Annotated in this window: 14 protein-coding genes and 1 riboswitch; of the genes, 6 read left to right on the top strand and 8 right to left on the bottom strand. The window is 74.6% G+C overall.

Annotation, left to right across the window (positions count from 1 at the left end):
* The 3 genes from GD970_RS02625 to GD970_RS02615 all read right to left on the bottom strand — a co-directional run.
* On the bottom strand, window positions 1-867 hold an 867-nt coding region (locus tag GD970_RS02625), incomplete at its 3' end, for an ABC transporter ATP-binding protein (protein ID WP_152200413.1).
* Complete coding sequence (locus GD970_RS02620) at window positions 864-1982, bottom strand: CbiQ family ECF transporter T component (protein ID WP_152200411.1); 1119 nt, start codon at window positions 1980-1982, stop codon at window positions 864-866. The genes GD970_RS02625 and GD970_RS02620, both read right to left, overlap by 4 nt.
* A 3-nt stretch (window positions 1983-1985) precedes the next feature.
* A complete protein-coding gene (locus GD970_RS02615; RefSeq protein ID WP_193314866.1) occupies window positions 1986-2666 on the bottom strand; it encodes a hypothetical protein in 681 nt (226 codons plus the stop codon).
* Window positions 2667-3044: 378 nt separating this feature from the next.
* On the opposite strand from GD970_RS02615, the gene GD970_RS02610 reads away from it, so the two are divergent.
* A complete protein-coding gene (locus GD970_RS02610; RefSeq protein WP_152200409.1) occupies window positions 3045-3599 on the top strand; it encodes a cob(I)yrinic acid a,c-diamide adenosyltransferase in 555 nt (184 codons plus the stop codon).
* Between the two features lie 303 nt (window positions 3600-3902).
* Window positions 3903-4050, top strand: a riboswitch (cyclic di-AMP (ydaO/yuaA leader).
* A 7-nt stretch (window positions 4051-4057) separates the two neighbouring features.
* Complete coding sequence (locus GD970_RS02605; protein ID WP_152200406.1) at window positions 4058-4822, top strand: C40 family peptidase; 765 nt, start codon at window positions 4058-4060, stop codon at window positions 4820-4822.
* Window positions 4823-4894: 72 nt separating this feature from the next.
* Here the strand turns inward: GD970_RS02605 and GD970_RS02600 are convergent, their stop codons facing one another.
* Together GD970_RS02600 and GD970_RS02595 are read right to left on the bottom strand one after the other, a co-directional pair.
* On the bottom strand, window positions 4895-5380 hold the full coding sequence (locus GD970_RS02600; RefSeq protein WP_152200403.1) for a hypothetical protein: 486 nt from the start codon (window positions 5378-5380) through the stop codon (window positions 4895-4897).
* Window positions 5377-7827: a molybdopterin oxidoreductase family protein gene (locus tag GD970_RS02595; RefSeq protein ID WP_152200401.1), complete on the bottom strand. Its 2451-nt coding sequence runs from the start codon at window positions 7825-7827 to the stop codon at window positions 5377-5379. The genes GD970_RS02600 and GD970_RS02595 overlap by 4 nt, the downstream gene beginning before the upstream one ends.
* 333 nt (window positions 7828-8160) lie before the next feature.
* On the opposite strand from GD970_RS02595, the gene GD970_RS02590 reads away from it, so the two are divergent.
* Window positions 8161-8742: a TetR/AcrR family transcriptional regulator gene (locus tag GD970_RS02590; RefSeq protein ID WP_152200399.1), complete on the top strand. Its 582-nt coding sequence runs from the start codon at window positions 8161-8163 to the stop codon at window positions 8740-8742.
* Window positions 8743-8755: 13 nt separating this feature from the next.
* Here GD970_RS02590 and GD970_RS02585 read toward each other — a convergent pair whose 3' ends face one another.
* Together GD970_RS02585 and GD970_RS02580 are read right to left on the bottom strand one after the other, a co-directional pair.
* Window positions 8756-9208: a SufE family protein gene (locus tag GD970_RS02585; RefSeq protein ID WP_152200397.1), complete on the bottom strand. Its 453-nt coding sequence runs from the start codon at window positions 9206-9208 to the stop codon at window positions 8756-8758.
* Entirely contained in the window at window positions 9205-10098 is an 894-nt protein-coding gene (locus GD970_RS02580; protein WP_152200395.1) for a sulfurtransferase, read from the bottom strand. Before GD970_RS02580 ends, GD970_RS02585 begins: the two co-directional genes overlap by 4 nt.
* Before the next feature lie 174 nt (window positions 10099-10272).
* Between GD970_RS02580 and GD970_RS02575 the strand changes: the two genes are divergently transcribed.
* From GD970_RS02575 to GD970_RS02565, 3 genes are read left to right on the top strand one after another with little or no spacing between them, the layout of a single operon-like run.
* Window positions 10273-13302, top strand: a complete 3030-nt coding sequence (locus GD970_RS02575; RefSeq protein ID WP_152200392.1) for an FAD-binding and (Fe-S)-binding domain-containing protein — start codon at window positions 10273-10275, stop codon at window positions 13300-13302.
* 1 nt (window position 13303) lies between these two features.
* On the top strand, window positions 13304-15109 hold the full coding sequence (locus GD970_RS02570) for a thiamine pyrophosphate-requiring protein (protein WP_152200389.1): 1806 nt from the start codon (window positions 13304-13306) through the stop codon (window positions 15107-15109).
* A gap of 9 nt (window positions 15110-15118) precedes the next feature.
* Complete coding sequence (locus GD970_RS02565) at window positions 15119-16222, top strand: enolase C-terminal domain-like protein (RefSeq protein WP_152200387.1); 1104 nt, start codon at window positions 15119-15121, stop codon at window positions 16220-16222.
* A 5-nt stretch (window positions 16223-16227) separates the two neighbouring features.
* On the opposite strand, the gene GD970_RS02560 is transcribed toward GD970_RS02565, so the two are convergent.
* Complete coding sequence (locus GD970_RS02560) at window positions 16228-17964, bottom strand: SpoIIE family protein phosphatase (RefSeq protein ID WP_152200385.1); 1737 nt, start codon at window positions 17962-17964, stop codon at window positions 16228-16230.
* Window positions 17965-18014 lie beyond the last annotated feature (50 nt).

Here is an 18014-nt window from a genome sequence, read left to right as displayed (position 1 = left end):
GGGGGCCGCTGCCGGGGTGCGGTCGTGCGCGGCGGCCTGGCCCGCCCCCGGGACCGCCGCCAGCCGCTCGCGCAGCGGCCCGGCCGCCCGCCGCGCGTCCCGCACGGACACCGGCAGGGGCGTCCAGCCGGCGAGGCGGCCGAGCTCGACGACCGGCGGGGCGACCGGCGCGGTAGCGAGCACGGTGGCCGGGTCGCCCGCCATGGCTCCGCCGTCGGCGTCGAGCGCGACCACCTGGTCGGCGAACTGGACCACCCGCTCGAGCCGGTGCTCGGCGAGCAGCACGGTCACGCCCAGGTCGTGCACCAGCCGGGCGAGGGCGGCGAGGACCTCCTCCGCGGCGGCGGGGTCGAGCGCGGAGGTGGGCTCGTCGAGCACGAGCGCCCGGGGCTGGGCGGTCAGGACGGCGCCGATGGCCACCCGCTGCTGCTCGCCGCCGGACAGCGTGGCCAGCGGCCGGTCCCGCAGCGCGGCCAGGCCGAGCAGGTCGAGGGCGTCCTCCACCCGGGTGCGCATCAGCCCGGGGGCGACGCCGAGCTGCTCCATGCCGTAGGCGAGCTCCTCCTCCACGGTGTCGGTGACGAACCCGGCGCGCGGGTCCTGGCCGACGACGCCGACGACGTCGGCCAGGTCGCGCGGCAGGTGCGCGGCGGTGTCGCGGCCGTCGACCAGCACCCGCCCGGTGAGCAGCCCGCCGGTGAAGTGCGGCACGCGCCCGCACGCGGCACCCAGCAGCGTGGACTTGCCGGCCCCGGTCGGGCCGACGACCAGGCACAGCTCCCCCTCGACGACCTCCAGGTCGACCCCGCGCAGGATGGGCGCGGCCGCCGTCGGGTAGGTCACCGAGACGTCCTCGAACCGGATCACCGCCCCACCCCCGCCCCGGCCGGCAGCGGTACCAGCGCCAGCGCCGCGGCCAGGACGGCCACCGGCGGCAGCTGCCACCACAGCGGGCTGCCGGCGGCCGGGGCGAGAGCGGCAGGGTCAGCCGCCGCCGCGAGGGCGACGGCGAGCCCGGCCGCGGCCCCCCCGGCGGCGATGACGCTCTCCCGGGCCTGCCAGGGGTCCGGCCGGTACCGGGTGCGGCGGACCCGCCGCCCGGCGACCACCGAGGCCGCGACCGCCACGGCGGCCGCGAGGGCCAGCAGGGCGAGGGTCAGCGGCCGGGGAGCGGCGGCGTCGAGCAGGCCGTAGGTGCCCAGGGCCGCGGCGCCGAGCGCGACGAGCAGGGCCGCGCCGACCCCGCGCTGCCCGCCGGGGGTGGCGGCGCGGGCGTAGCCGCGCGAGTCCATCGAGGCCGCGAGCGCGAGCGCGTGGTCCAGGGCGTCCTGGAGCACGGGCACGAGGCGGGCCGCGGCGGCGCGCGGACCCCGGCCGGTCAGCCCGCGCAGCCGCTGGGCGCGCCGCACCCGCGCCACCGCGGCGACGAGCTGGGGGGTGACGGTCACCGCGACGACCACGGCGGTGCCGAGGTGGTGGAGGGAGGCGGGCAGGCAGCGCAGCGCCCGCTTGGGGTTGGCCAGGGCGTTGGCGGCGCCGAAGCAGACGACCAGGGCGGCGAGGCGCAGCCCGCCGACCGCCGCTTCGAGCAGGCCCCAGGCGTGGACCGGGCCCAGCAGCTCGATGCCGCGCACCCATCCGGGCAGGGCGATCGTGGGCAGCTCGAGCACCACGGGGCCGGCGCCGTCGACCCCGACCAGCACGTAGAAGACGACCCGCACCGCGATGATGACGGCGCCGAGCACGAGGTAGCCGGGGAAGGCGCGGGCCCAGGGCGAGTCGTCCCGGCAGGCGGCCACCACGAGGACGACGGCCGCCAGCAGCAGCGCGAGCACCAGCGGGTGCGTGGTGCGGGAGACGGCGACGGCGAGCCCGAGCGCCCAGGCCCACCAGGCCAGCGGGTGCACGCCGCCGCGGTGCGCCCCGGCGCGAGGGCCGGGCTGACCCGTGCGCCGGGTCGGGGCGCTGCTCGTCGTCGTCATGGCTCAGCCGCGGCCACGGCGGCGGGCCACCACGCCGGCCGCGACGAGCAGGATGACCGCGGCCCCCAGGGCCAGGTACGCGTTGCGTCCCGGCCGGCTGGCGGTGTGCCCCTCCGGCGCGGGGGTGGGCGTGGCGCTGGCCGCGGGCTCCTCGCTGGCGGCGGCGGTCGGGCTCGCCGCCGCGGCCAGGGCGGCGGGGGTGACGCCGGGCGGGGTGGCGCCGTCGTTGTACCGCCAGCCCTCGACGGAGCCGGGGGCGGGGTCGGCGGTGTCGGCGCCCTCGGTGCGGGCGGTCCACTGCCCGCCGGGGCCGGCGGACCAGTACGCCCAGTAACGCCCGTCGAACTGGGTGGGGCACGGGTCCGGCAGGTGGTCGATCGCGCAGATCAGGCCCGGCTGGGAGTCGGTGGCGGCGAAGCCGGCCGCCTGCAGCGCCTCGCGCCCGGTGGCGGGGTCGCCGGGCGCGCAGCCGGCACGCACGTCCCCGCCGAGGTCGGTCAGGTCGACGACGACGGTGACGCCGCTGCCGTCCGCGCAGGCCCCGGTCGGGGCGGGCGCGGAGGCGGCCGGGGCCCCGGCGGCCGGCCCGCCACCGGCGGCGTCGGCGGGCGCGGGGGCCAGCACCGCGACGGCCAGGCCCAGGGCGAGGGCGACGGCCCGGGCGGGACGGGGCAGGGGTCTCATGCTTCGGTGCCTCTCAGGTGCGGCCGGGACGTGTCCGGCACCTGACCGCGGCCCCTGGGGGGAGCCGCGGGTCGGGCTCCGGGCTCGTCCGCAGACCTCGACGGATGGAGCCGTGCCGTCCCGTGCAGGCATTCCGGCTCGCCGGGCGGACGGGCCGCCAGGCCTACGGTTGCGGGTCAGCGCCGGAATTCGACCGGCTTCCCCTGGTACGAGACGTCGTGCTGTTCTCTACTGTCCCCCGCCGGGGCGGGGGTGTCATGCGTTCCGCCCGCGGACGGAGTGTCGTGCGTTCCGCCCACGGGCGGGTCGTGCGCTCTGCCCCCGCGGGGCGGCGTCATGGTCGCCGCGTCCCGCCGGACGGGGTGTCATGCTTCGGCGATGAGCAGCAGGATCTACACCCGCACCGGCGACGACGGGACCACCGGCCAGTTCCTCGGCGGGCGCGTGTCCAAGGCCGACCCGCTGGTGGACGCCTGCGGCGACGTCGACGAGACCGTCGCCCTGCTCGGCGTGGCCCGCGCCGGCTGCGCCGACCCCGAGCTCGCCGACCTGCTGCTGCGCCTCCAGCGCGACCTGTTCGTCGTCGGCGCGGACCTGGCCACGCACCCGGACCGGCGCGACCGCCTCACCGACCGGGTCTCCCGGGTGACGCCGCAGATGGTCGCCGACGTCGAGGCGCTCATCGACCGGCTGGTGGCCGAGCGGCCGCTGCGGCCGGTGTTCGTGGTGCCGGGGTCGACGCCGGTGAGCGCGGCCGTCGACCACGCCCGCACGGTGGCGCGCCGGGCGGAGCGGCACACGGTGGGCGCCCGGGCGGGCGGCCGCACGGTGAGTACCGCGGCGCTGGAGTACCTCAACCGGCTCTCGGACCTGCTGTTCGTGCTGGCCCGGCGCGCCGCGGGGGACGCCGAGGAGCCCGCCAGCCACGACTGAGACGTGGTGCTGCGCGCCATGGTGCTCCTGCCGCCGCGGCCGATGGGGACACGGCGAACCTAGGACGACGCCCCGGACACGCCGGGGACGTAGGTCCCGGCGGCGCCGCCGGCACGCCCCGCACCGGGACGTTCGTCCCTGGAAACGCCGCTCCTGGGCGGCCGTGAGAGACGCCACCGAGACCGATCGGTGACACACGTTATTCGGCCGTAACTTTCCACTCGAACTTTCCGGTAATGTCTCCCCTGCTTCGGGACTCCCCCGTCCCGCAGCCTTCGTGCGGAGTCCGAACCCTGCCGCCGCACGGAGCCGACCGAAACCCGCGGCAGGGACGGGGGAACCAGTGATCGTGGCCCACCAGGGCCTAGGGGTGAAGTGCGGCCAGGACGGCGCACCGGGCGGCTCCCGCCCGAACCCGACAGCTCACCCCGCAGGATGCAGGAGAGGTAGTCAGTGAAGTGAGTACGTCCGCGTCCGTCACCGCTCGCCACCGCCGTGCATGCCGTCCCTCCACCCCGCTGACCGACTTCGGTGAGCGCCTCTCGGGCACCGGCGCCCGCCGCGGCCTCGCCACCGTGGCCACCTCCGGCCTCGTGCTCTCCCTCGCCGCCACCTCCGCCTCCGCCGCCGAGACCAGCGCACTGCCGCGCGTCGACGTCTCCGCGGCCGCGGCCGAGGCCGTGACGGCGATGATCACCACCCCGAGCGTCGTCGCCCCGGCGGACGTGACGTGGAGCGTCGACGAGCTCGAGGTGGCCGTCCGCGCCCCGCGCGTGGTCGCCGTCGAGCGGCCCGCGGCGGCCGCCTCCCGCTCCGGCGAGCGGCCGGCCCTCGCCGCCGCGCTGGCGACCGAGGCGCCCGCCCGTCAGGCGGCCCCGGCGCCCCTGGCCTCGGCCAGCGCCGTCGTCAACTACGCCCGCCAGTTCGTCGGCACGCCCTACGTCTACGGCGGCGTGACGCCGGCCGGGTTCGACTGCTCCGGCTTCACCCAGTACGTCTTCGCCCACGTCGGCATCAGCCTGCCTCGCTCCTCCAGCGACCAGCGCTACGCCGGCACCGTGGTCTCCGCCGCGGAGGCCCGGCCCGGGGACCTCGTGTGGTGGCCCGGTCACGTGGGGATCTACACCGGCGGCGGCAACCACATCGCCGCCCGCCAGCCGGGCACCGCCCTGCACGAGGGGAAGATCCCCCACTCCAGCCCGACCTTCATCCGGGTAGGCTGACCCAGATCCAGCAACGACGAGAGGGGCGACCGGCGGTCGCCCCTCTCGTCGTCCGTGCGGCGGCGCTGCTCGTCAGGACGCGAGCACCTGGGGCGAGACGCTCTTGAGCATGGTGTTCGCCCAGCGTGACTGCCGCAACGTGTCGGGGTGGCACTCCTTGGTGAGCGCAAGCAGCTCCCGGTCCTTGGTGGCCTGGGCCGCCTGGCCCAGCAGCTCCCAGTCCAAGGAGACCTCGGTCGCCTGGAGGTGGAGCTCGCGAAGATCGCGCAGGAGCCGCATCCCGGGCTGGCTGTGGCGCCCGAGGGCCTCGCCGGCCTTCTCACGTACCGACCGGCCGAGCGTCGTCTCCTCCTTGGGCTCGGCGTCGAGGTCGAGCCCGTAGGCCTTTCCGGCCTCGGCGAGCCGGCGCACGTGCTCCGCCGACCACGCGGCCAGGTCCCGAGCGACGTGGTAGATCTCGTGGTCGGTCTTGTGCCGCTCGGAGACGCGGAGCAGCGTCAGGTGCAGCTCGTTCTCGTGCTCGTGCGTCTCCTCCAGCACGGTGTCGATCTTGCTCATCGTGTCCCTCCGAGCGGAAGAAGCTGCTCCTCGGCCTCGGCCGGTGCCCCGCCGCGCGTCGCGGGTACCGGCGCCACGGGTGCCGAGGCTGCGGTGGTGGGCGCCGGAGAGGGGAGGCCGTCGGCGCGCTCGACGAGACGCAGGGCGGCCGCCGCCGTCTTGAAGATGGGCTGCTTCGACACCGGGTCCCAGTCGGTGAGGGTGAGCTCGTTGGCGGCGCGGCCGTGCCGGTCCGCCTCGTCCCCGGCCTCGGCGTCCCAGTAGCCGTAGTGGAACGGCACGAAGACCACCCCGTCGCGGATGCCGGTGATGCGGGCACGAGCACGAACCTCGCCCCGGGGGGTGGTGATCTCCACGAGGTCCCCCTCACCGACGTCCCACGTGGCCGCGTCGGCCTCCGAGACCTCGACCCACACCTCGGGCGCGGCCTGCTGCAGCTGCGGGGCTCGGGCGGTCTTCGTGCGGGTGTGGAACTGGTAGACCGTACGGCCGGTGATCAGCTGCAGCGGGTAGTCGTCGCTGGGCAGCTCGTGCGGCGGCACGTACGCCGCCGCCTTGAGCACCGCCTTCCCCAACGGGTTGAGGGCGCGGTACTCCGTGGGCGAGACCGCCCCTCCGGTGACCAGGTCCTTGCCGTAGCTCTCGCAGTAGTCCGGGGCAGACCAGAACTGGCCGTTCTCGTAGATGCGCTCGGTGCCCTCGGGGTTCTCGTCGTTGCACGGCCACTGGATGCCCCGCTGACGCAGCTTGTCGTAGGTGAGGCCCGTGTAGTCGCAGGGCCGCCCGCGGGTGCACTCCTTCCAGCCTTCGAACGCCTCTTCCGGGGTGCTCCACTTCACCAACGGCTGGCCGTCCTTGTCGGTGAAGCCCATGCGGCGCGCGTAGTCCAGCAGGATGTCCAGGTCCGCCCTGGCATCCCCGGGTGGATCGACGGCCTTCTCCGACAGGTGCACGGTGCGGTCGACGTTCGTGAACGTCCCGGTCTTCTCGCCCCACGTGGCCGCCGGCAGCACGACGTCGGCCAGCTGCGCCGTCTCGGTGAGGAAGATGTCCTGCACCACGAGGAAGAGCCGTTCCTGGGACAGGACAGCCCGGATCCGCGCCAGCTCGGGCAGGGACACGGCAGGGTTGGTGGCCGTCACCCACAGCATGCCGATGGATCCCTCCTCCACGTACCGCACGATCTGCATGGCGTGGGTGGGCGCGGCGTAGTGGGGAATCTGGATGGGGTCCACGTTCCAGAGCTTGGCGAGCTCGGCGATGTGGGCGTCGTTCGCCCAGTTGCGGAACGCGGGCATGTCACCGTCCGCGCCGCACTCGCGCGTGTTCTGTGCCGTGGGCTGGCCGTTCATCTGGAGGATCCCGCACCCGGGCCTGCCCAGCATGCCGCGCAGGATGTGGATGTTGTTGACCTGCACGGCGGCCGCCGTGGCCTGGTGCGACTGGTAGAAGCCCTGCAGCACCGTCGAGAGCAGTCGCTCGGCGGTGCCGATGATGCGGGCGGCCTCGCGGATCTGCTCGGCGGGCACGTCGCAGATGGTCGCCACGCGCTCCGGCGGGTAGTCGCGGACCCGCATCTGCAGCTCCTCGAGCCCCACCGCGTGCCGCGCGACGTACTCCTCGTCCACCCAGCCGTTGGCGACGATCTCGTGCAGGAGCCCGTTCATCAGCGCCACGTTCGTCCCCGGGCGCGGCGCCAGGTGGACCGTGGCCGCGCGGGCCACCGGGGTGGGGCGCGGGTCCACGCACACCACCTGGGGCGGGTTGGGCCCGGCGAGCCGGTCGAGCATGCGCATCCACAGCACCGTCTGCGTCTCGGCCACGTTGTGGCCGTACAGGGCGATCACGTCGGCGTGGTCGACGTCGCTGTAGCTGCCCGGCTGGCCGTCGCTGGCGAAGGACTCCTTGAGCGCCGCCGCCGCGGTGGCGGTGCACAGCCGGGTGTTGCCGTCGAGGTGGTGGGTGCCGATGCCGCCGCGGGCGATCAGGGCGAGGGTGTAGTACTCCTCGGCGAAGAGCTGCCCGGTGGTGTAGAACCCGATGGATCCGGGCCCCTTCTCGGCCAGCTGCGCCTTGCTCCGGGAGACGATGCGCTCCATGGCGGTGTCCCAGTCGGTCTCCACCAGCACGCCGTTCTCGCGCACGAGCGGGCGCGTGAGGCGATCGGGAGAGTTGTTCGCCTGCCAGCCGAAGAGGTCCTTGGGGTCGACCCGGCCATGGTTCACCCGGTCGTGGCCCCGCCCCCGGACACCGACGATCCGCCCGTCCTTGACGGCGATGTCCAGGCCGTCGCCGTTGGAGTGCAGGATCGAGGCCGAGGGCACCCATCGCTCGACGTCCTGCGCGCGGACCCCCTCGGCCAGGTGCGTGTCGATCCGGACCGGCCACGTCTCCCCGGCCGCGTAGGGCGTCCTGGTGCCCCACGGTTCGGCGATGCGATCCACCATCGGCTCAAACCTCCGGCCCTCGTCCAGCGTCCGGCGCCTCGCCGGCCCCGGCGAACCCGTTCAGGGAACTACACGACCGATCCCCGGGCAACCGCTGTCAGGGCTCCCCCGCCCCAGCGGCACGCTGACCCGACCACTCGGCGTCGTCGCGGGCTGACGGGTCGGGCCGCGGTGACGATCCGGACCGCTGCGGCCCACCCCCGCCCGTGCGCCGTCACAGCGGCTCGCGGACCCCGGCCTCGTGGACGTGGTCCCGTGGCATGAAGATGCCACGACCGGTTCCGGACTATTTCGGACGTTCCAATTCGGGTGTAGCCGACCCAAAATGGGGGCATGAGCACTACAGGGGGAACCAGCACAGCGGGCCGGGCGTCCGACCCTCGCGCCCGCCGCACCGTCGCCGCGCTGCAGCAGGCGCTCCTGACGCTCTGCGCCACCACCTCACCCAGCGAGATCGACGTCTCGAAGCTGTGCCGGGCGGCGGGGGTGCACCGCACCACGTTCTACAAGCACTTCACCGCTGTCTCCGAGGTGGCCGAGACCATCGTCGCGGACCTGCTCGAGCGCATCGACTCCACCCCGCTGGACCCCGAGCATGGCTACCGAGCCTGGCTGGACGAGCTCCTCGCCCAGGTGGCCCGCCGGCGGGGCACCTACTCGCACTTCCTCGGCTCCGACGGCGACCCGGCGGTGGTCCGCAACGTCTGCGACCGCCTGGTGCGGCGCACGGCCGAGGTCGTCCCGCCGTCGGAGGACCCGGGCAGCGCCGACGTGCTGGTGCACACCCTGGCGTTCGCGTCCTACGGCCTGATCGAGGCCGTCATCGCCAACGAGGACCTCGACGTCGCGGCGTCGGTGGACGCCTTCGTCGGCGGGCTCCCGACGACGCTGCGGCAGCAGAGCGCCGCGGCCTGAAGGTTCTCAGGGCTCAGAGGCCGGCCTTCTCGCGCACCTGCCGCTTGATCCGCCCAAGCATGCCCGCCATGCCGCGCAGCCGCAGGGGGCTGACCACCTCGGCGAGCCCGAGGCGGTTGTACACGTCGGAGGGGACGTCGAGGACCGTCCGGGCGGTGAGCCCGTCGAGGCCCTCGTGCAGGATCCCCGCGAAGCCGCGCGTGGTGGGCGACTCCGCCGGGGCGGAGAAGTACAGGTGCACCGCGGCGTCGTCGCCGGCGCCCTCCACCTCGGTGAGGAGGAAGATCGGCGACTGGCACTCGGGCACCGGCTCGAGCAGCTCGGGATGGTCGGCGTAGCGCTCGGGCAGTGCCGGCAGCTCGCGGCTGAACTCCAGCAGCAGCTGCAGCCGGTCGTTGGGCGCCAGGGCGGTGAAGTCTTCGACGACCGCCGCGAAGGCGGCGGGCAGCGCGGTGGTCTCGTTCATCGGGCGGGGGCCTCCTCCGGGCCGGTGGCAATAGGGACGCGCACGGCGTTGCCCCACTCGGTCCACGAGCCGTCGTAGTTGCGCACGTCGGGGAACCCGAGCAGGTGCTGGAGCACGAACCAGGTGTGGCTCGAGCGCTCGCCGATGCGGCAGTAGGCGATGACCGGCTCCGCCGGGTCCAGGCCCTTCTCCCCCTCGTAGATCGCCGCGAGCTCCTCGCGCGCCTTGAACGTGCCGTCCTCGTTGGCGGCCCGGGCCCAGGGCACCGAGCGGGCGCCGGGGATGTGCCCGCCGCGCAGCGTGCCCTCCTGGGGGTAGTCGGCCATGTGGGTGCGCTCGCCGGTGAACTCCTGCGGGGAGCGCACGTCGATGAGCTGGCCGCCGAGGAAGGCGAGGACGTCGTCCTTGTAGGCGCGGATCTTCGCATCGTCGCGCTCGACCACCGGGTAGTCGGTCGGCTCCGGGGTGCGGGCCTCCGTGGTCATCTCCCGACCCTCGGCCTGCCACTTGGCCCGGCCGCCGTCGAGCAGGCGCACGTCCGGGTGGCCGAAGAGCGTGAAGACCCACAGGGCGTAGGCCGCCCACCAGTTCGACTTGTCGCCGTAGATCACCACGGTGGTGTCCCGGCCGATGCCCTTGGCGGACATGAGCCGGGCAAAGGCCTCGCCGTCGACGTAGTCGCGGGCGACGGGGTCGTTGAGGTCCAGGTGCCAGTCCACCTTCACCGCGCCGGGGATGTGCCCGGTCTCGTAGAGCAGCACGTCCTCGTCGCTCTCCACGACGACGAGGCGGTCCGCGCCGAGGTGGTCGGCCAGCCACTGCGTGCTGACGAGGCGCTCGGGGTGGGCGTAGCCGGCGAACTTCGGGTCGTCGTCGTAGGGCAGAGCCATGTGGTGGTCCTCCAGGTTGGCGCGGTCTACCTCCGATCCTCTCACCGGGGCCGCGAAAGCTCATCGGGCGGTGAGCAGGGTCTCACCAGCCGACCGCCTCGGGTTGCGGCGCCGTGGACGCGCTCTACGTTGGACGAGTTGGCCGCACGCACCCGCTGGTCGGAGGAGGGCGCCATGACGTTCCGCGTCGGCGTGAACGTGGAGGACCTCGAGCGCGACCTGCGAGACACGGTCGACGGGGAGGTCCGCTTCGACGCCGGCTCCCTGGGCGCCTACTCCACCGACGGGTCGAACTATCGGCAGGTGCCCCTCGGCGTCGTCGTCCCCCGCACCCCGGACGCGGCGGCCGAGGCGGTGCGGGTGTGCGCCCGGCACCGCGCCCCGGTGCTCTCACGCGGGGGCGGCACGAGCCTGGCGGGCGAGTGCACGAACACCGCGGTGGTCCTGGACTGGACGAAGTACTGCCACGAGATCGAGCACGTCGACGTCGAGCGGCGCACCTGCGTGGTGCAGCCGGGCGTCGTGCTCGACGTCCTCAACGACCACCTCGCCCCCACGGGCCTGCGCTTCGGCCCGGAGCCGTCCACGCACCCCAACTGCACGATCGGCGGGATGCTGGGGAACAACTCCTGCGGGGCGACGGCCCAGACCTACGGCAAGGCCGTGGACAACATCCGCCGGGTCGAGGTCCTCACCTATCGCGGTGACCGCTTCTGGCTCGGCCCCACCGACAGCGACGAGTACCCGGACCTGCGCTGGGACGCCGTCATGGCCGCGGGCGGGCGGCGGGCGGAGATCTACCGCGAGCTCAAGGAGCTGGCCGACGACTATGCCGACCGCATCCGCGGCGGCTACCCGAACATCCCGCGCCGGGTCTCGGGCTACAACCTCGACTCGCTCCTGCCCGAGCACGGCTTCCACCTGGCCAAGGCCGTGGTGGGCAGCGAGGGCACGTGCCTGACCATCCTGCGCGCCGAGCTCGAGCTCGCCCCGGCGCCGAAGGCGACCTCCCTCGTGCTCCTGGGCTACCCCGACTCGGCGGCGGCCGCCGACGCGGTCCCGGCGATCCTGCCCTACCAGCCGTTCAAGCTCGAGGGCGTCGACAAGGTGCTCGTCGACCTCGAGAAGACCCGTGGCATGCACAAGCAGGCCATGGGCCAGCTGCCCGACGGCGGCGCCTGGCTCTTCGTCAGCCTCGCCGGGGAGGACGACGACGACGCGCGGGCCAAGGCGCACGCGATGGCGGCGGACATCCGGCGCGGCGCCGAGGGGGCCGACGGTCGGGCAGGGTTGGGCAGCCCCTCCATCCACCTGGTCGACGACGCCGACCACGCGGCGGCCCTGTGGCAGGTGCGCGAGGGCGGCCTGGGTGCGACGGCCCGCCCCGGGGGGCCCGGCGAGACCAGGCCGGACACCTGGCCGGGGTGGGAGGACTCCGCCGTCGCCCCCGACCGGCTCGGGGACTACATCCGCGACCTGCACCGGCTGCTCGGGCGCCACGGCTACGAGAACGTCTCCCTCTACGGCCACTTCGGCCAGGGCTGCCTGCACTGCCGGATCCCCTTCGACCTGGTCACGTCCGCCGGGCTGGAGACCTTCCGGGCCTTCATGCACGACGCCGCCGAGCTCGTGGTCGGCTACGGCGGGTCGCTGTCGGGCGAGCACGGCGACGGCCAGGCCCGCGGCCCGCTCCTGGAGACCATGTTCGGGCCCGACCTCGTCGAGGCGATGCGCCGCTTCCGCGGCATCTGGGACCCCGACGGGCTGATGAACCCCGGCAAGGTCGTCGACGCCGGTCCGCTCACCGCCGACCTGCGCCTGGGCACCGAGTGGGCGCCGGCCGACCCGCAGGACCTGTACTTCCGCTACCCCGACGACGACGGCAGCTTCCAGCGGGCGGTGCTGCGCTGCGTCGGAGTGGGCAAGTGCCACGCCCCGGACAGCCAGGGGCGGGTGATGTGCCCGAGCTACCGGGCCACCCGGGAGGAGGAGCACGCCACCCGCGGCCGCTCGCGCCTGCTGTTCGAGATGCTCGACGGGCACGCCGACTCCACCATCACCGACGGCTGGCGGTCCAAGGACGTGCTCGAGGCGCTCGACCTGTGCCTGGCCTGCAAGGGATGCCGCAGCGACTGCCCCATGCACGTGGACATGGCCACCTACAAGGCCGAGTTCCTCGCCCATCACTACGCCGGGCGGGTGCGCCCGGCCGCGCACTACTCCATGGGCTGGCTGCCGGTGTGGGCCCGGCTGGCGGCCCTGGCGCCGGGGACGGTCAACGCGCTCGCGCACACCCCCGGGCTCGACCGGGTGCTCAAGGCCGCCGGCGGCGTCGATCAGCACCGCACGATCCCCCGCTTCGCGGGCACGCGCTTCACCACCTGGTTCCGCCGCCTCGACCGCCGCGGGCGCCTGCCCCGCGGGGACGGCTCGCGCGGGGAGGTGCTGCTCTGGCCCGACACCTTCACCAACCACCTCGGCCCGTGGATCGGGGCGGCCGCGGTGGAGGTGCTCGAGGCCGCCGGTTTCACCGTGCGCATCCCCGACCGCGAGCTGTGCTGCGGGCTGACGTGGATCTCCACCGGCCAGCTGGGCATCGCCAAGAAGGTGCTGCACCGCACCGCCACCGCCCTGGCGCCGTGGACCTCCGCGGGCACCCCGGTGGTGGGCCTCGAGCCGAGCTGCACCGCCGTCTTCCGGGCCGACGCCGGCGACCTGTTCCCCCGGGACCGGGACGTCGAGCGGCTGCGCGCGCAGACGAAGACCCTCGGCGAGCTGATCCTGGAGCGGGCCGGGGACTGGGACCCGCCCCAGCTCGACCGCGACGCGATCGTCCAGATGCACTGCCACCAGCACGCCGTCCTCGACGAGCACGCCGACGTCGAGCTGCTGCGCCGCGCGGGCGTCGCCGCGCAGGTGCTCGACTCCGGCTGCTGCGGCCTGGCGGGCAACTTCGGCTTCGAGGCCGGCCACTACGACGTGTCGATGCGGTGCGCCGAGGACGGGCTGCTGCCGGCCCTGCGGGAGGCGGGCGCCGACACGGCGGTGGTGGCCGACGGGTTCAGCTGCCGCACCCAGATCGAGCAGAGCGGCGAGCTCCCGGGACAGGGTGACGGGCGGCGCCCTGTCCACGTCGCGCAGCTGCTGGCGACGGCGCTGCGGCACCAGGTCCGCCCCGACGAGCAGACAACGAGAGGACGCTGACATGGCGATGACGGTGGCCGGCTACCTGCTGTCCCGGCTGCGGGAGTGGGGGGTCGAGCACGTCTTCGGGTTCCCCGGCGACGGCATCAACGGCATCCTGGCGGCCTGGACCGACGAGTCCTTGCACGCGCCCACGTTCGTGCAGGCGCGCCACGAGGAGATGGCCGCCTTCGAGGCGGTCGGGTACGCGAAGTACGCCGGGCCGGGCGGCCCGCGCCTCGCGGTGTGCATGGCCACGTCCGGGCCGGGGGCGATCCACCTGCTCAACGGGCTCTACGACGCCAAGCTCGACCACGTGCCGGTCGTGGCGATCGTGGGGCAGACGGCGCGCAGCGCGATGGGCGGGTCCTACCAGCAGGAGGTCGACCTCCTGACCCTGTACAAGGACGTCGCCAGCGACTACGTCCAGATGGTCACCGTGCCCGAGCAGCTGCCGAACGTGCTCGACCGGGCCATCCGGGTCGCGCTCGCGCAGCGGGCGCCCACGGCGATCATCATCCCCTCCGACGTCCAGGAGCTGGAGTACACCGCCCCCGGGCACGCGTTCAAGGAGGTGCCCTCGAGCCTGGGCACCGCCTGGCCCGACGTCGACCCGGACGACGAGGCCGTCCGCCGCGCGGCGGAAGTCCTCAACGCCGGCTCCCGGGTCGCCCTGCTCGTGGGCCAGGGCGCCCGCGGGGCGCGCGCCGAGATCGAGCAGGTGGCCGACCTGCTCGGCGCCGGCGCCGCCAAGGCGCTGCTGGGCAAGGACGTCCTGCCCGACCACCTGCCCTGGGTCACCGGCTCCATCGGCCTGCTCGGCACCCGCCCGAGCTACGAGATGATGATGGGCTGCGACACCCTGCTCACCGTCGGGTCGAACTTCCCCTACACCCAGTTCATGCCGCCGCTCGGCCAGGCCCGCGCCGTCCAGATCGACATCGACGCCCGGTTCATCGGCATGCGCTACCCCTACGAGGTCAACCTCGTCGGCGACGCCGCCCGCACCCTGCGCGCGCTCATCCCGCACCTGGAGCGCAAGAGCGACCGCGGCTGGCGCGAGGGCATCGAGGACGACGTCGCCCGCTGGTGGGAGACCATGCACGACCAGGCCATGGTCACCGCCGACCCCATCAACCCCATGCGGCTGTTCTGGGAGCTCAACGAGCGGATGCCCGCCAACGCCATGCTGGCGGCCGACTCCGGCTCGTCGGCGAACTGGTACGCCCGCGACCTGCGCTTCCCCGACGGCGTGCGTGGCTCGCTCTCGGGCACCCTGGCCACCATGGGCCCGGGCGTGCCCTACGTCATCGGCGCGAAGTTCGCCCATCCCGAGCGCCCCGCGATCGCGTTCGTCGGCGACGGGGCCATGCAGATGAACGGCATGGCCGAGCTCGTCACCATCGCCAAGTACCACGAGCGCTGGAGCGACCCCCGCCTCGTCGTCGCCGTCCTGCACAACGACGACCTCAACCAGGTCACCTGGGAGATGCGCGCGATGCAGGGGGCGCCGAAGTTCGTCGACTCCCAGTCCCTGCCGAGCGTCGACTACGCCGGCTTCGCCCGCAGCCTGGGCCTGCAGGGCATCGCCGTCGACCAGCCCGACGCCATCGGCCCCGCCTGGGACGCCGCGCTCGCGGCGGACCGCCCCACCGTGCTCGACGTGCGCACCAGCCCCAACGTCCCGCCGATCCCGCCGCACGCCACGTTCGAGCAGATCAAGGCGCTGGTGTCCTCGATGGCCTCGGGCGACGAGGACCGCTGGTCGGTGCTGCGGGAGGGCGCGAAGACCAAGCTGCAGGAGTTCCTCCCCCACCGCGTCTCCTGAGGGGCCCCGATGAGACCCGATGCGCCGGTCGAGGGCCTGGACGTCTCGGTCTACACGGTCCCCACGGACCAGCCCGAGGCGGACGGGACCATCGCGTGGTCGGCGACGACGATGGTCGCCGTGCGTGCGCGGGCCGGCGGCGCCGTCGGCCTCGGCTGGACCTACGCCGCGGCCGCGGCGGCGCAGGTGGTCCGCGACGTCCTCGCCGACGTCGTGCGCGGGCGCGACGCCCGGGACGTCCCGGCCGCCTGGGCCGCGATGCAGAAGCAGCTGCGCAACGTCGGCCGGCCGGGCATCGCCTCGTGCGCGCTCTCCGCCGTCGACGTCGCGCTGTGGGACCTGGCCGCCCGGCTGCTCGACGTCCCGCTCGTGCGGCTGCTCGGGCGCGCCCGCGACACCGTCCCCGTCTACGGCAGCGGCGGGTTCACGACCTACGACGACGCCACGCTGCGCTCCCAGCTGGGCGGGTGGGTGCACGAGGACGGCATCCCCCGGGTCAAGATCAAGATCGGGGAGTCCTGGGGCACCCGCACCGACCGCGACCTGGCCCGGGCGCGGCTGGCCCGGGCCACGATCGGGGACGGCGCCGAGCTGTTCGTCGACGCCAACGGCGCCTACTCCGTCGGGCAGGCGGTGCGCCTGGCCCGCCCGCTCGAGGACCAGGGGGTGACCTGGTTCGAGGAGCCGGTCAGCTCCGACGACCTGGCCGGGCTGCGGCACGTGCGCGGGCGGACCACGGCGGACGTCGCCGCCGGGGAGTACGCCTGGTCGCTGGTCGAGGCCCAGCGGCTGTGCGCCGCGCAGGCGGTGGACTGCCTGCAGGCCGACGCCACCCGCTGCGGCGGCTACACCGAGTGGCTGCGCATCGCCGCCGTCGCGGCCGCGCACCACCTGGAGGTCTCCGCGCACTGCGCGCCGGCGCTGCACGCCCCCGTCGCCGCCGCCGCGGCGAACCTGCGCCACGTCGAGTGGTTCCACGACCACGTGCGCATCGAGCACCTGCTCCTCGACGGCGCCCCCGACGCCACCGGCGGGGCGATGGTGCCCGACCTGACCGTGCCCGGGCACGGGATCACCCTCGCGCCCGCCGCCGAGCAGTACAGAACGGGCTGAGGACGCTACGGGCGCAGCCGCACCGCCATGACGGCGACGTCGTCCTCCGGCGCGCCGGGCAGCAGCCCCTCCAGCAGCCGGTCGCACAGGTCCTCCGGACCCAGCCCGGCCAGGTCGGCCAGCGCGGCGGCGAGGCGTCCGATCCCGGTGCGCAGGCCGCCACCGTCGCGTCGCTCGACCAGCCCGTCGGTGTACAGCAGCAGGGTGTCACCGGACCGGAGCGTCAGGTGCGCGTCGGCTCGTGGAGTCTCCGGATCGATGCCGAGCAGGAGGTGGGTCCCACGGAGCACGGTGACCGCGCCGTCGGGGCCCACGACCATGGGTGGCGGGTGCCCCGCGCTCGACCAGCGCACCGCGACCGCACCGTCCACGGGCGCCTCGTCGACGCACACCACGGCCGCCGTGGCGACGGTGTCGTGGCGCAGCGCGCGCAGCGCCCGGTCCACCTCGTGCAGCACCTCCGCCGGGCCGGCGGCAGCGGCGGACGTCACCGCGATGCCCCGCAGCATCGAGCGGACCTGCCCCATGGCGGCGGCGGCCCGGACGTCGTGCCCGGCGACGTCGCCGATCATCAGCATGGTCGAGCCGTCGGGCCGGTCGAAGACGTCGTACCAGTCCCCGCCGACCTTCGCGGCCTGCCCGGCCGGGACGTAGCGGACCGCGACGTCGAGGTGGGACAGGGGCGGAGGGTCGGTGAGCAAGGAGCGCTGCAGCTCCTCGGCGACGCGGCGCTGGCGTCCGTAGAGGTAGAGGTTGTCCAGGGCCAGGCCCGCACGGTCGGAGACCTCGCAGGCCAGGGCCAGCTCCTCCGGGCCCAGCGACGGGCGTCCGGACCCGTTGAAGAGGCTGATGGCCCCGAGGGTGCGGCCCCGGGCCCGCAGCGGCAGCGCCGCCGCGGACGCCGGGGCGAGGCGGCCCAGGTCCTCCCGGGCCTGCCCGGGGGCGAGGACCGCCTGGACCGCCTCGGTGGCGTCGGACGGCACCGTGACCGGGCCGGCGCGCAGCGCCCGGTAGAGGAAGGACTGGTCCAGCAGGGCGGGCATCCGGTAGCGCACGTACCGCTCGACGACGGGCCGCGCCTCCGGGTCGGCGTGCCACCATCCGATGTCCCGCAGCCCGCGTGCGGCGCCGGACTCGTCGACGTGGGCGAGGCTGACGATGCACCAGTCGGCGAGCTCGGGCACGAGCGCCCGGGCGACCGCGCCGGCAGTCTCCTCCGGGTCGAGGCTCCGGGTGAGCTCGGCGGTGACCGCGGCGGTCAGCGCGGCGTGGCGGGCGCTGCGCTCCGTCCGCTGCTGCAGCTCCACCCGCTCGGTGATGTCGAAGAAGTACACCGCCAGGCCGACGGGGGTGGGCCACGCCCGGACCTCGTACCAGGCGTTGAGCGGGTCGGGGTAGTGGGCGTCGAAGCGGACCGGCTCGCCGGTGGTCATGGCATGGCGGTAGCTCGTCTCGAAGTCCGTGCCGACGGCGGCGGGAAAGAGCGCCCAGACGTTCCCGCCGAGCAGCTCCTCCCGGCTGGCGTGCAGCACCCGCTCGGCGTGGGCGTTGACGTAGGTGAACCGCCAGTCCGTGCTGAGCGCGAAGAAGGCCGTCGGCACCTCCTCGAGCATGCGGGCGGCCGCGAGCAGCACCTCGCCCGGGGACTCGGCGACCAGGCCGGCAAGCGCGGCGTCGCGGCGCGGTCGGGCCTCCCCGCCCTCGTCGGCGGGGAAGGGCTCGCTCGCGTGGCCGTGTTTCACCGCGTGAGTGTACGGGTGCGGCGGTCTCCCGGTCCGGACGACGGTCCCGG

The sequence above is a fragment of the Georgenia thermotolerans genome (assembly GCF_009193185.1).
GTDB lineage: Bacteria > Actinomycetota > Actinomycetes > Actinomycetales > Actinomycetaceae > Georgenia > Georgenia thermotolerans.
Note: the sequence above shows the minus strand (reverse complement) of the source record. Positions and strands in the feature narration are given on the sequence as shown.

Bases quoted from the DNA above. Each gene is read 5' to 3' on its own strand.
- GD970_RS02620 (WP_152200411.1), bottom strand. From the start codon at position 1,982: ATGACGACGACGAGCAGCGCCCCGACCCGGCGCACGGGTCAGCCCGGC.
- GD970_RS02615 (WP_193314866.1), bottom strand. From the start codon at position 2,666: ATGAGACCCCTGCCCCGTCCCGCCCGGGCCGTCGCCCTCGCCCTGGGC.
- GD970_RS02610 (WP_152200409.1), top strand. From the start codon at position 3,045: ATGAGCAGCAGGATCTACACCCGCACCGGCGACGACGGGACCACCGGC.
- GD970_RS02600 (WP_152200403.1), bottom strand. From the start codon at position 5,380: ATGAGCAAGATCGACACCGTGCTGGAGGAGACGCACGAGCACGAGAAC.
- GD970_RS02595 (WP_152200401.1), bottom strand. From the start codon at position 7,827: ATGGTGGATCGCATCGCCGAACCGTGGGGCACCAGGACGCCCTACGCG.
- GD970_RS02590 (WP_152200399.1), top strand. From the start codon at position 8,161: ATGAGCACTACAGGGGGAACCAGCACAGCGGGCCGGGCGTCCGACCCT.
- GD970_RS02585 (WP_152200397.1), bottom strand. From the start codon at position 9,208: ATGAACGAGACCACCGCGCTGCCCGCCGCCTTCGCGGCGGTCGTCGAA.
- GD970_RS02580 (WP_152200395.1), bottom strand. From the start codon at position 10,098: ATGGCTCTGCCCTACGACGACGACCCGAAGTTCGCCGGCTACGCCCAC.
- GD970_RS02575 (WP_152200392.1), top strand. From the start codon at position 10,273: ATGACGTTCCGCGTCGGCGTGAACGTGGAGGACCTCGAGCGCGACCTG.
- GD970_RS02570 (WP_152200389.1), top strand. From the start codon at position 13,304: ATGGCGATGACGGTGGCCGGCTACCTGCTGTCCCGGCTGCGGGAGTGG.
- GD970_RS02565 (WP_152200387.1), top strand. From the start codon at position 15,119: ATGAGACCCGATGCGCCGGTCGAGGGCCTGGACGTCTCGGTCTACACG.